This window comes from Nostoc sp. UIC 10890, assembly GCF_054786515.1.
The window spans coordinates 5,179,625-5,192,596 of record NZ_JBSGKF010000001.1 but is presented as its reverse complement, the minus strand read 5'-3'; the positions used below and the strand labels follow the sequence as shown (position 1 = coordinate 5,192,596).

Annotated in this window: 14 protein-coding genes; 7 read left to right on the top strand and 7 right to left on the bottom strand. The window is 41.6% G+C overall.

Annotated features, from left to right (window positions below):
• The first annotated feature begins 215 nt into the window (after positions 1 to 215).
• Both tpiA and folP read left to right on the top strand, forming a co-directional pair.
• Positions 216 to 947, top strand: a complete 732-nt coding sequence (tpiA, locus tag ACWATR_RS21450; protein ID WP_460340588.1) for a triose-phosphate isomerase — start codon at positions 216 to 218, stop codon at positions 945 to 947.
• A 52-nt stretch (positions 948 to 999) separates the two neighbouring features.
• Positions 1,000 to 1,860: a dihydropteroate synthase gene (gene folP / locus ACWATR_RS21445; protein WP_460336780.1), complete on the top strand. Its 861-nt coding sequence runs from the start codon at positions 1,000 to 1,002 to the stop codon at positions 1,858 to 1,860.
• Positions 1,861 to 1,863: 3 nt separating this feature from the next.
• On the opposite strand, the gene ACWATR_RS21440 is transcribed toward folP, so the two are convergent.
• Complete coding sequence (locus tag ACWATR_RS21440; RefSeq protein WP_460336777.1) at positions 1,864 to 2,700, bottom strand: SPFH domain-containing protein; 837 nt, start codon at positions 2,698 to 2,700, stop codon at positions 1,864 to 1,866.
• A gap of 34 nt (positions 2,701 to 2,734) precedes the next feature.
• The gene (locus ACWATR_RS21435) at positions 2,735 to 2,890 is read right to left on the bottom strand and encodes a hypothetical protein (protein ID WP_460336774.1); all 156 of its coding nucleotides are present in this window, start codon (positions 2,888 to 2,890) and stop codon (positions 2,735 to 2,737) included.
• Positions 2,891 to 3,097: 207 nt separating this feature from the next.
• Between ACWATR_RS21435 and ACWATR_RS21430 the strand changes: the two genes are divergently transcribed.
• Positions 3,098 to 3,442 carry a hypothetical protein gene (locus ACWATR_RS21430; RefSeq protein WP_460336771.1) on the top strand — a complete coding sequence of 115 codons (345 nt, stop codon included), beginning with the start codon at positions 3,098 to 3,100 and terminating at the stop codon, positions 3,440 to 3,442.
• Between the two features lie 795 nt (positions 3,443 to 4,237).
• On the top strand, positions 4,238 to 4,417 hold the full coding sequence (gene rpsU / locus ACWATR_RS21425) for a 30S ribosomal protein S21 (RefSeq protein WP_460340585.1): 180 nt from the start codon (positions 4,238 to 4,240) through the stop codon (positions 4,415 to 4,417).
• Positions 4,418 to 4,610: 193 nt separating this feature from the next.
• Here rpsU and pth read toward each other — a convergent pair whose 3' ends face one another.
• The 3 genes from pth to psbH all read right to left on the bottom strand — a co-directional run bounded on the left by pth (position 4,611) and on the right by psbH (position 6,030).
• Positions 4,611 to 5,252, bottom strand: coding sequence for an aminoacyl-tRNA hydrolase (pth, locus tag ACWATR_RS21420; RefSeq protein ID WP_460336768.1), 642 nt, complete (start codon positions 5,250 to 5,252; stop codon positions 4,611 to 4,613).
• Between the two features lie 152 nt (positions 5,253 to 5,404).
• Entirely contained in the window at positions 5,405 to 5,677 is a 273-nt protein-coding gene (locus ACWATR_RS21415) for a TatA/E family twin arginine-targeting protein translocase (RefSeq protein ID WP_069073044.1), read from the bottom strand.
• Between the two features lie 149 nt (positions 5,678 to 5,826).
• Positions 5,827 to 6,030 (bottom strand): photosystem II reaction center phosphoprotein PsbH, encoded by a 204-nt coding sequence (psbH, locus tag ACWATR_RS21410; RefSeq protein ID WP_069073047.1) that lies wholly within the window; start codon positions 6,028 to 6,030, stop codon positions 5,827 to 5,829.
• Between the two features lie 85 nt (positions 6,031 to 6,115).
• On the opposite strand from psbH, the gene psbN reads away from it, so the two are divergent.
• On the top strand, positions 6,116 to 6,247 hold the full coding sequence (psbN, locus tag ACWATR_RS21405) for a photosystem II reaction center protein PsbN (RefSeq protein ID WP_012410654.1): 132 nt from the start codon (positions 6,116 to 6,118) through the stop codon (positions 6,245 to 6,247).
• A 244-nt stretch (positions 6,248 to 6,491) separates the two neighbouring features.
• On the opposite strand, the gene ACWATR_RS21400 is transcribed toward psbN, so the two are convergent.
• A complete protein-coding gene (locus tag ACWATR_RS21400) occupies positions 6,492 to 9,767 on the bottom strand; it encodes an alpha-mannosidase (protein ID WP_460336763.1) in 3,276 nt (1,091 codons plus the stop codon).
• 87 nt (positions 9,768 to 9,854) lie between these two features.
• Between ACWATR_RS21400 and ACWATR_RS21395 the strand changes: the two genes are divergently transcribed.
• Both ACWATR_RS21395 and ACWATR_RS21390 read left to right on the top strand, forming a co-directional pair.
• The gene (locus ACWATR_RS21395) at positions 9,855 to 11,495 is read left to right on the top strand and encodes a hypothetical protein (protein WP_460336760.1); all 1,641 of its coding nucleotides are present in this window, start codon (positions 9,855 to 9,857) and stop codon (positions 11,493 to 11,495) included.
• A gap of 284 nt (positions 11,496 to 11,779) precedes the next feature.
• Entirely contained in the window at positions 11,780 to 12,076 is a 297-nt protein-coding gene (locus ACWATR_RS21390; protein WP_460336757.1) for a hypothetical protein, read from the top strand.
• A 4-nt stretch (positions 12,077 to 12,080) separates the two neighbouring features.
• Here ACWATR_RS21390 and ACWATR_RS21385 read toward each other — a convergent pair whose 3' ends face one another.
• Positions 12,081 to 12,971: a lysophospholipid acyltransferase family protein gene (locus ACWATR_RS21385; protein ID WP_460340582.1), complete on the bottom strand. Its 891-nt coding sequence runs from the start codon at positions 12,969 to 12,971 to the stop codon at positions 12,081 to 12,083.
• Position 12,972 lies beyond the last annotated feature (1 nt).

Sequence of the window (12,972 nt, the reverse complement as noted above, 5' to 3'; positions counted from 1 at the left end):
GATTTTGGATTTTATATACACTCCCTCTACCATCCTAGTTATTTTTAGCAAGGCTTTGGCGAGACGAGACAAAGAGAACAAGATAAGAATAATTTTTACCCAATGCCCAATGCCCAATTCCCAATTCCCAGAGACTAATGACTAATGACTAACAAAAAGTCATAAACTGAAAAATGCATCTAATATAACGCGTTAGGATCTTGACTAAATTACCTGTGCGGAAAATCGTTATTGCCGGCAACTGGAAAATGTACAAAACTCAGGCAGAAACCCAAGAGTTTCTCCGAGGATTTCTGCCCCACTTAGAGGAAACCCCCCAAGGGCGAGAAGTGATATTGTGCCCTCCTTTCACTGATTTAAGCGTTTTGTCCAAGACTTTGCACGGTAGCCTCATCCAACTGGGGGCGCAAAATGTCCACTGGGAAGAATATGGAGCCTATACGGGTGAGATTTCTGGCCCAATGCTGACAGAAAGTGGCGTGCGCTTTGTGATTGTCGGTCATAGCGAACGACGGCAATACTTTGGGGAAACGGACGCCACCGTTAATCTGCGCCTCCGAACTGCTCAAAGGTTTGGTTTGACTCCAATTCTCTGTGTTGGGGAAACTAAACAACAACGAGATGCGGGAGAAACTGAATCACTGATTGCTCTCCAACTCGACAAAGGCTTGGTAGATATTGATCAGAGTAATTTGGTAATTGCATACGAACCAATTTGGGCGATTGGTACTGGTGAAACTTGTGAAGCAGGGGAAGCTAATCGGATTATTGGCTTGATTCGTAGCCAGTTGACTAATCCAAATGTATCAATTCAATATGGCGGCTCAGTCAAGCCTAATAATATCGATGAAATCATGGCTCAACCAGAAATTGATGGCGTTTTAGTGGGAGGAGCAAGTTTAGAACCTGAGAGTTTCGCTCGGATTGTGAATTTTCAGTCAGTGTAATGTGCCTTCTTTTCGTTCCCATGCAGAGCATGGGAATGCCTAATGTAGATTTATGCCAAGGAACTTGATAATTCGAGGACGCTGTTTCGATTGGGGACAGCGGACTTATTTGATGGGTATTTTGAATGTGACGCCTGATAGCTTTAGCGATGGGGGTGAGTTTAACACTACCTCTGCTGCTTTAGTACAGGCGCAAGCACTGGTAGCCGCTGGTGCTGACATGATTGATGTGGGCGGTCAATCGACTCGACCAGGAGCAAAGCAAATAACTCTGGCGGAGGAACTTGACCGGGTTCTATCGGTGCTACAAGTAATAAGACCAGAAATTTCAGTCCCGATTTCTGTAGATACTACTCGTGCTGCTGTAGCTAGGGCATGTGTAGAAGCTGGAGCGGATATGATTAATGATATTTCTGGCGGCACTTTTGACTCAGAAATGTTGCCAACAGTTGCAGAGTTAGGTGTGCCGATGATTTTAATGCACATCCGAGGAACACCACAGACAATGCAACAACAGACTGATTACCAAGATTTGCTCACAGAAATTTATAGTTTTTTGGCTCGGCAAATTGAGGCAGCAACTACTGCGGGCATTGACCTGGATAAAATTATTATTGATCCTGGTATTGGTTTTGCGAAAAACTATGAGCAAAATTTAGAAATTTTTCGCGATTTGCGATCGCTAACAAAACTCAACTGCCCTATCTTAGTAGGAGCATCTCGTAAAAGTTTCATTGGTCGCATTTTAAATCAACCAGATCCCAAAGCACGAGTTTGGGGAACGGCAGCAGCTTGTTGTGCTGCTATTTTTAATGGCGCTGATATCCTCCGAGTTCACGATGTTCAAGAAATGCGTGATGTTTCACTAGTAGCCGATGCCCTATTGAGACAAGCTACACAGCGTGATTGTTAGCTATTACCGTTCTTCGGTTTTTTTGCCGTTACCTTCTTGAGTTACTGACTCGGCTATCAACTCCTGAAACATTTCACTTGAGTTAGCTGGGTCTACAAAGACAATTTTGGCATTATTGCTCTCACCGAGTTTTTGGCTAGCATCTACGTAATCTTGAGCCACTAGATACCGCAAAATGTCCCTACTATCTGGATTGGCACGGAGAGCTTGAGAAATAATTTGCACTGAAGCCATAGTTCCTTCTGCTTTTTTAATAGCAGCTTCCTTTTCCCCTTCTGCTTCGGTAATCAACGCCCGTTTTTTGATGACGGCAGCTTGCTCCTCTTCTCTAGACTTTCGCACACTCTCAGGTAAAGTAATTCTCTGAATATCTAACCGGAGAATTTCAACTCCCCAATCTGCCGTTATATTATTTAACTGGTCTAAGATAGCTGCGTCCATCTCCGCTCTGGAGACATTGGTCTGCTCTAGGGTATTCTGAGCAATAATTTCCCGGAGTGTGGTTGTGGTCAGCTGTGTTAATGCTCCTTGCAGATCCTCAATAGCGTAAAAGCTTTTCTCAATATCTCTGATGCGCCAGTACACAATAGCGTCCACTTCGACGTAAATATTATCTTGGGTAATCACATTTTGAGGTTTAATGTCTGTAAACTGCTCTCGTGTAGTATCTTCCATCACAATCTGATCGACCAAGGGAACGATAAAATTCAGCCCCGGCTTAAGTTTCCGATGATACCGCCCCAAGCGTTCGACTAGGGCTTCATTTCCTTGATTAATCAGTTTTGCAGAACCTAATGCATAACCTATAAGGGCTAAAACTATAGCAATAATTGGCTCCATGTATGCTCCTATTCAGCTTTGGGAGAATTTAGTGTCAAAGATATGCTACTAGCTTGTCATATCTTTGAGTTTTATGTTTTGAGTCTGTAATTTTATCAACACCAGCAGCGATGTTGAGTCGCTGCGCGTCTTGTATGCATTCTGTAAAACAGCAGAATGCGTAGAAGCTTTGCTTCTTGTCGTCAGACATCGCTATTAAAGCACCTTGATTACACCCTGGCAAGGACTACTTGATGTAATTAAGGTTACTCGTACTGATATCTTCAGACAGGCTGGACTTACATACAGTATATTCACTTAAATTTAATTAACTTAACGTAAAATTTAGTAGTAATTTAAAAACTCCACTATAAATCGGGTTAAAATTGGCTTCAACCATTAAAAATGTAAAAATATTATGGGCAGATTGTTAATCAAAGTTATAGGTTTAATTCTACTTTTCACAGGTTTATACTTTTTTGGTCAAAATATTATATTTGTTAGCGGTTACTATATACCTTTTTCGAGAAGATTACCAGCTACAATTTCCGTATTAGCAATTATGTCAGGTGTGTTTACATTGGTGTTTTTTCGCAGAGAAGCTAGTCAGCTTGGATGGATTTTATTAGGTATTGGCGTAGTACTAGTTTTCTTGAGTGGTGGAGTAATTTTCAGATCAACTAGCTTATGGAATTTATTTGTTGCTTTTGCCTCATTAGCAGCCGGATATAAATTATTTAATGAGGGTAGAATCAACTTTTGAAATTTGCAAACCTAATCATATTTTCTCATATTTAGTATAGCAATCCTATTTAATTAGTGAGAGTTAAAAGTCATAGTTCCCCAATTTATCAAAGAAGTTGGGGATTTTTTTTCTTACGAATAAATGAGGTTTATTATAGTAGTAAAAACTACATTGCTCACCAGATTATATTAAAGTCAGCAAAATTTGACATTATGAATTTCTCATCTGGTCTAATAGTGCTAAGACTGTATTAGAGGTTGTTTGAAAAGTGTTTCGCTGTGACTTTAGTCACTTTTAGATCCCCCTAAATCCCCCGATAAATTGGGGGACTTTAATTCCGGTTCCCCCTTTTTAAGGCTACGGTGTACACACAAGTCCTAAAAACCTGGCTTGATAAGACTTTCCTCGTTCCCAGTCTCCGACTGGGAATGCATTCATTGAGTCTCTGACTCAATATCTGACTAGAGGCAGAGCCTCTAATCAGGCATTCCTATGCAGAGCATAGGAACGAGATAAACGAGAGAACAATGATGAGAAATTGATCTTTTTTCGACTTGTGTGTACACCGTAGCTTTTTAAGGGGGGTTAGGGGTGATCTAAAATTTTTGATACCGACAATAGGACTTTTCAAACATCCTCTTAGAGCGCTTAAATTAACTTTTGGTTAAGTGCCGATTTCACGATTTAGAAGCACACATAACCAGCGCCAACTAGATGAATAGTCTCTTAACGATGACTTTAGCTCAGGGGGGTTTTACTAAGGTTGAGAGTAATATTAGAATAGAAACTATTGATGATGAGGAAAAGTCAAGAATGACCCAGGTGCTTCTAGGAGAGAACGAAGGAATAGACTCAGCTTTGCGTCGGTTTAAACGCCAGGTTTCCAAAGCTGGGATATTAGCTGATGTGAAATATCATCGGCACTTTGAAACACCGATAGAAAAACGCAAACGTAAGGCAGTAGCAGCTAGACGAACCAGACGTTTTAAATAAAACCTATAAGAAAACTATGCCGCACCGACAATTAGGGTATAGATGAGTCGCTTTTCCTAAGCACAGAGAACGTTAAGGGCTTTATCTTGGTTGGATGGAAGAAGCTAAAAGCGCTACCCATCAACCAAAATAAGCGCCTTTAAACATCGGTTAGCTTCCTTTCGCAAGCTGATAGGGCAGTATTCATCTAACCCTAAGACTCAGAATTATTAATGGTGCGGCTATTACAAACATTCATCGCCTTTTCCACTCCCTGTTTGAGGCTTAGTTCAAGACACTCAACCACGAACTGAAGTACAAGAGACATCTGCTGATTCTCCGCAGAGGAAAATCGCCCCAGCACATGGGAGATAGCACCGGAATCATCGTTATCAGCTGCACCTTTGGGTTTACCAATACCGATTCGCAAACGGGGAAAGTTTTGGGTACTAAGATGTGCGATCGCACTTTTCATGCCGTTATGTCCCCCAGCCGAACCAGATAAGCGTAGACGAGTTTTTCCCAAGGGCAAATCCATATCGTCATAAATTATCAGCACTGACTCAGGTGGCAATTTATACCAATTTGTCACCGCTTGTATTGCTTGTCCTGAGCGATTCATATAGGTTAACGGCTTTAGTAAGCGAATCTTACCTCCACCTGGGGCCATACCCTCGCCATACTCACCCTGAAACTTGCGGTTTTCTGCTAAGGAAATGCGCCAAGAACGAGAGAGAGTTTCTACAGCCGCAAAGCCGATATTATGTCGTGTTTGGTCATACTTAGCTTCTGGATTCCCCAACCCAACAATTAGTTGGGGAATCACCAAAGCTGGTTGCGTAACAGCTTCTGTCATTTTGCCTACAGTCAATTGATGTGCAACACATTACTAGTATTTTGTCAAGATAGTTTTTAAGGTTTGTAGTAGGCACTTTAGTGCTTAGAAAATTAAGGACTAAAGTCCTTACTACGAACTTGCTTAACCATCAATTTCAACTTGACAAACTACTAGCTAGGTTGAGAAGAACTAGCAGTATCCTGCTCAGATTTAGCAGGGTAGATTTGCTTAGGTTCCAATTCAGCAGTAGTTTTGACAACTTCTTCTAACTGTTCTGCTTCTTTTTGAAACTCGCTTTGAAACTCCTTGGAAGCTTCTTGGAAGCTACGAATTGTTTTGCCCACACTCCGACCAATTTCTGGTAGCTTTTTGGGGCCAAAGATTAACAGCGCCACTACCATAATTACACCCATTTCTGGCAGACCGATACCAAATATATTCATTTTTGTCTCCTGTAAACTATGGAACTACTACAGAAACTCACATATTATAAGAATACTCAATAGTTAGTGTGGACTGAGCATTCACAAAAAAACCCGGATGAACCGGGTGTAACTTAACTTGTTATCCAAACTTGATAGCTGTCTATCCGTTAGCGTCCTAAACTGCGCCAATCGACAAATACATCCTGAACCAACAGTGATTGATTGTAAAGTTGCAGAATAATCAGCAAAAACACGAAAAATAGCAAAATAAAAACAGCCATCACAGGGGTAGTACCCCAACCTGGAGCCACTTTCCCATACTCAGAGTTAAGTGGTTTCAGGATATCTCCCAACCTAGTCCTTTGTGCCATAGTTCACCTAAGATTACTTGCCAAAGCTTTTTTTAATCTTCTGTAATATTCTATAAGAATAGCACTCATAATCAATCTCTCAATTATGGAACCCGCAATAGTTCTTAGCATTTCTATGGCTGCCGTGGTGGTTGCCATCACTGGAATTTCAATTTATACCTCCTTTGGCCCTCCTAGCAAGGAATTGAACGATCCGTTTGATGACCATGAAGATTAAAATATTCACTGGTCATTGGTCATTGGTCATTGGTCATTGGTCATTGGTCATTTGTCATTTGTCATTTGTCAGTGGTCTTTGGAAAACCACAACTGACCACTGACACAGTAATAGTGGCTCACTCCAGCCTACTGGGATTAACATTTGTGAGAAGTCTAAGTCTCTCGCTTCTAAATCCCGACAAGTTTTGCGTTGGGGTTAAAATCCCCATTGCAAAACTTAATTACGAATTACGAATTACGAATTACGAATTATTTTTCGTCGGTATCACCTTGAAGCTGGCGATTTTCCAAGGCTGTATCGTCAAGATTTGTTGCCCAGATGAGAATTCAGTGGTAGAGGAACGCTCTAATAAATCTACTGTTTCTCCTAGATTCAACCCTAAATCACTTTGCAAAGATAACTCGGCTGTTTCTCCGTGACATTCATAACACCGCAGAATTAACTGCTGTGGGTCATCCTCTGATGGCTTCAAGGCCATCAAGATTAAATTCTCAGCGGATAAATCTAGGAAACTCACCCCTTTTATAGTGCTGTTAGCGGTAATGGGGGGTTGAGTCAGTGCTGAATTTTGAGTTGTGAGTGGATTCAATATCACTTGCAATGGGATATTCAATTCATAGCCACGCCGTACCGTATGGGCTGATTCCCAGCTACCAGCGTGAGGATACAAGGTATATGTGAACTCGTGAAAACCTCTGTCAGCCTGTGAGTCTGGCCAATTGGAACTGCGTAGCAGTGTCAAACGGAGTTGATTTGGCTTGCTGTCGTAACCGTATTTACAATCATTCAGTAAACTGACACCATAAGAATTTTGGATTTTAGATTTTGGATTTTGGATTATATTTTCTGCTGTCAAATCAGCCCAACGCAAAGCGGGGACTTCCCATTTTGCTTGTTCTGCGGGGGTTTGTGGTTTAGTTGGGCGGCTAATTGCGCTACAGGGAATTTCATAAGTAGCAAAGTCTGCTTCGATATTTAGAGGAAAAGCAGCTTTCACTAATACATGATTTTCTTGCCAATTGACGGTAGTAGCTATCTTTAGCAGAGGTGAACCAGCTTGCAGAATATAGTCTTGGCAAAATTCCGATTCGCCCAACTGACGCACCACGCGCACACGACTTTGCACTGGGCCTGGTTCTAACCATTGAATCGATTGAAGATTTGTTGAGGGTAAAGGATGTTGAGCATAATTGGGATCTATATTCCAAGCATCCCAATATTGACCACTGTCTTTAAAAGCTTGTAGTTGATTCCCCGCCCCACTCAAAACTTCTCGTTGATAAGTTTTATCAAAAACACTTGATAAATCTCCAGTATCAGGATCTATAACAACTCGTAGGAATTCATTTTCTAAAATCCAGTCTGGGAGGAGGGGGGGAGGTGGGGGAGATGAGGGGGATGGGGGAGAAAGCCAAAATATGCGGTAGCCTACGGGTGGAATTTCGGTGGCGAGAAATAATAGCGTTGATGGTTCAGAGAATTGGGAGACAAGCTGCTTTCCAGAAGTATCGTAAATTTGCCATTCTTGTGATGTGGGTAAAACTACAGAGACTACCTCAGAACGTTGCCAGTTGAGAGAATTGAAAACGAAAATAGGCAAGCTATCGGGTTTTGGTGGTTCTGATAGTGTAATGTGAGATGCGATCGCTAAAAGTGATTCTTGTAATATCTTCGTTCCTACTTGTTCCACTTGCTGCCACTGGGGCAACGCATCTGTGTAAACTTGGGTAATTGAAGAACCAGGTAAAATATCGTGAAACTGTTGAAATAAGACCTGTTTCCAAGCTGCTTCGATTTCTGCTTTGGGATATGTCACGCCACAGCTTACGGTTGCCAAGGTAGCAAATAGTTCAGCTTCATACAATAAATTTTCACAACGACGATTCCAGCGTTTTTGATCTGCGTGGGTAGTGTAGCAACCGCGATGGAATTCTAAGTAGAGTTCGTCATTCCAGGTGGGGAAGGGAGGGGGAGCAGGGGAGGCAGGGGAGGCAGGGGGGGAATTATAATTACTGACAGATGCGATGAATCGCGTTTCTACAATTTGCTGTAAATATTTTTCAGCTGTTGTGAATTCTAAGTCTGGGAAGAAAGGTGATGTTTGCCAGCGTTGGGCGGTTTCTAACATATCACGAGTGGGGCCGCCGCCGTGGTCGCCGACACCGGGAAGCCAGAGGGATTCTGATAAACCAGTTTGGGATTGCCATTCAAGAGCGTAGGATGCCATTTTAACTGGGTCTATAGCTTCACCGATAGGTGCAGACATCAAACTAAAGACTTCGCTACCGTCAGGCGATCGCCACCAAAAAGCCCCATAATCAAATTTAGTAGTATCATTCCACCGCAACTTCTGCGTCACAAAATATTCAATACCGGCATTCGCGAAAAACTGCGGTAAAGTTGCACAAAAACCAAAAGTATCTGGAACCCATACTATAGTTGAAATCTTGCCAAATTTTTCCTGGATATAGCGTTGACCATACAATAGCTGACGGACTATTGATTCACCAGAAATTAGGTTGAGTTCTGGTTCCACCCACATCCCGCCGACAACTTCCCAACGTCCAGCGGCTACCTGTGCTTGAATTTCCCTAAACAAATCCGGGCGATGTTCTTCAATCCAAGCGTAAAGGGCGGGAGTCGAATGACAGAAAATTAACTCAGGAAAATCTGCTTGCAACTTCAGAACCGATTCAAAAGTGTTTTGCGCCGCATTCCAAGTTTCACTCACAGGCCATAGCCATGCTAAATCTAAGTGAGCATGACCCAATAAGAAAATTTTAGATTTTTGATCCCCCTTCAAAAGGGGGGCTAAGATTTCAGATTGAATTAAGTTTTGGCGTAGAGATAAAAACGATTTTACTAACTCTTCCTTCTCTTCCGTGTCCTCTGCGCCTCTGGGGTTCGTAATCTCCGCCACCATCGTCGCCAAAACATCCAACTTTTCCGGCGCAAACTTTTCCAAATAAAGCTGCACCACAGCTAATTCGTCAGCCACAAAGCCCGGATCGGGATTATTATCAACAGTAGACTCGTAAACTAGGAGCGATCGCACTAAAGCACCATCACAATGTCCCGGACTCACTAACCGCAAAGCTACAATAAATTCTTCCCCTGGTTTCACCCCCCGACTGAGAAGCACTCTCGGCGAACAATCAAATAAATCACCCTCCAGCACTAACTCCCCATTTACATAAATCTCAGCAGAATCCGCCCACCAAACCAGCGCCAGCCGCAAAGATAACCCAGCTAAGGAATAACCCTGTAAATCTTGGGGAACTACCAATCTTTGCACTAGCCATAGCACTTTTTTCCCACCTGTCCAAGCGATATGTTCTTTTGCATTCAACTCGACAGGTTGCCAATGAGACAAATCAGCAGCTACAACATCAGTAATAATCAGGTCAGATTCCTGATACAGCCAAGTAGACTGAAGATTAACTTGACAAAAAGAGCGCAGTTGCTCAATTGCTTGTGAGATAAATTTGGTTTGGGATTGAGAGACAGTCGGGGTCATATATTCGCTAATATGAGGTGTTGGTCGTTTTTATTGTTTGGCGCGAGTCTCACAACTTAACAAGACTTGAACTAAAAAATTACTACTATGTCTTCTGGTTCCTCTGGACGTTATCAAAGCAGACTATTTAACTTTGTCCACCAGCAATCTCGGCGGTTGACACAACAGTGGGAACACACCTTCCGGCATTTGCAAGTTGCTACTAAGTGGGGTGTCGAGGCACTACTTTATCCAGTGTATCTACTGTTTCAGTCATCGGAATCGTCTGGGAAAACGCTACACACTAAAGAACCACAAACTAGACTAAAGTTACAACCAAATGATACCGATTTCCAGCCAGAAACTCTGCCAAATGCTGATACTCCCATTCAAAATGTATTAGAGGCAGTCAATTATCTATCATTAGATGAACCCGCCTCCACTCCTACGAAAACATCTGAACATTTCAATGTCTTGGCTTCATTGGGAGTTTTTCGGCTGAAATTCGCTAATCATGGCTCTAATATTACTCAATCATCAAATATTCCAGAGAATCAAGCCGGAAGTCTCAACCCTTCACACTTGGAAAATGACCTTCAACAGCATCTTCCAATAGTGCGAGGAATTGCCACAAATTTGATGAATCGGAATTTAGTACTTGTTACTGCCGATAATGAAATTTTAGATATTTTAACACCCCAACAGCAGACAAAATTAGAAGACCGAATTATTAACGAAGTTGCTAAATATTGGCAGTCTTGGCGGTTGATTATCGCTCAAAAAGAAACGCAGCTATTACCACAAATTGACCGATTATTAGCAAAACTAACTGACGGAAATACAGTCAAAATTCCAGTTTTAGCTGAGGGTATACCAAAAGATTTACTTAATACGGATAGATTATTAGCATTTTTAGATATAGCCGTTGCTAAGTTGGAATCAAATGCTTTAGTCCCAGCACAAGAACGTAGTCAAGAAATTGTCCAAGTTGCTCAAACTCAGTTAAACATATTTCTTTATGGCAAAGAGCAATTAGCTGGTAGGGGAGAAATTGTACCCAATGCTGATGGTTTGGAAACTCATACACTAAATATTCAGGCTTTGATTGAGGCGGCGCTTAATTACTTTTTTGGTGTTGGTAGTAGAAAAACACTTGAGCCAACAACCAGTGATGAGAGATTGCCAGGTAAACTATTCTCATCACGCTTTCTAAAAGCTTTTTCTAAAAGCCCTCAATTAGAGAATCAGGATTTAACAGATGATCCTTGGCTAACGTGGAATGATTTATTTGGTAACACCGAAACCGTTGCTGACAACTCAGTTACACTTTCTCAAAGGACAAATCCTGCTTTAGCTCCAAGTTTATCAGTAGGGCATTTTCCACAAAAGAATTTGAGTGTAAAACAGCCTAAAGTCGGCTCTGGCTTGGTGCGAAGAAAACAAACAACTAGTAATCTCGTTTCTAGTCAAAAAGTATCTGGAAAAGTCGCCTCTGCAAAACAAACCGAAGCTCGCATTTCTCAAACTAAAAGCGAGAGTAGAAAAGGGGAAATTTTACAACAGCAATTTCACCAAAGTAGTCAAGTTGAGGCACAGCCAGACTGGATAGAAATTAAAGCAATTTCAAATGGGTATGAGAAGCACCCCTTAGAGCAAGTTCTGGAATGGCTTGATTATGTTATGCTCTGGCTAGAAGAGAAATTTGTAAATATTTTTCAGTCGTTGCGACAGCTATGGCAGGGAAAATAATACTAATTCGTAATTCGTAATTCGTAATTCGTAATTCAGACTCGTTAGATTTAATCTGGTTTTCCAGGTTTATATCTGTAGCCTAATTTTGGATAATTGCTATAAGCTGGTAGATATTTTTTAATAACCTATTATAATAGTAACAATTTTTCAATTTAAGGATAACTTTGATGTCTACAAGCCATACACTCGTTACTTGTAGTCATGAGTTAGGCGTTTTCTATTGAGCGTGACTTTTAGTCATGTGAGGTTGAATATCTATAATGTTATTGGTGGTTGTCTAAGTGAAAATTATTGTTTACTGTAAATACTTCAATTTCAAAAATCCATTAGATAAACCAAAAATTGAGACATTTGTGGTAAATGTGCCTCAAATCCCTAAGATAGGTGAAACAATTGTAGTCGAAAGAATTTCACCCCAAAAGCAGTTTGTAATTATCTTTGAGTACATTGTGACAGCAGTACAATTTAACGCTTCTAGGGAATCAACTGATTCAGCAGATGCTCAAGTAAGCGCATTTTTAAACCACTGTTGGGAGGGAACATCAAATTTCAAAGTTACAAACTTTTTAGAACAATAATCCCTCACCACAATATATGATTGAGGAAATAACGTAACAGCTTTAATCCTGTTGGTTCTTGATAGTCAGTTGGCAACAAAGCCAGCATCGCATTCTGCAATTTTTCTAAAGCTAGGTCAACTTCCTGGCGCTTTGGTCTGGTTGTTTGGGCAAAGTGTAACGGTTCACCGATCCGAATTGTTAACTCTTTTCTCCAATAGAGGTCATGAGTTCCAATCAGCGCAACTGGAATAATTGGTACACCAGCCCGTAAGGCATAAATCACAGTCCCGCGCTTCAAGGGGAGATGCAACTGAGCCTCAGTAGTTCCTAGTCGTCCTTCGGGAAAGAGAATCATCCCATCTCCACGAGTCAAAATTGCCAGAATAATCCGGTCTATTTGTCGCAGTGTATGTATATCTTCCCCTGTGGGTACTGTCTGTTTAATTGCTGCTACTAGGTCAACTAAATCTTGCCTTCCTGCTTTAGCCGCTTCCATGACAGCAATTTCTTCTTTCCACACCCGTTCTAAAGGAATCACGCCCCCCGCAAAATCAAGGATAAAGCGTTTCCAGCACTTGTTATAGAGGGTACGAGCATCACCCAGGATGTAATAGTAAGGTTGGGTGGGAAGTTCGGCTAGGAGGAGTAAGGGATCGATGTGGTGGAGATGGTTGACAGACAAGATTGCAGCTTGCTGAGGTATTCTTTCGAGGTGTTCTACTCGTACCTTAAAAAAGGAATGGATGAGCGATCGCATTACAAAACGACGCAGCCCAGAGCTAGCTTTGGGTTCGGAATGCCCCTGATTAATAGTTTCTAGGTGATTGAGAGTTTTTTCGATAATTTGACGAACAGCGCGATCGCTAGCCGCCGCTACACCCTCCTTTACCCGCTTGATTGCGGCGGCTGTCAAA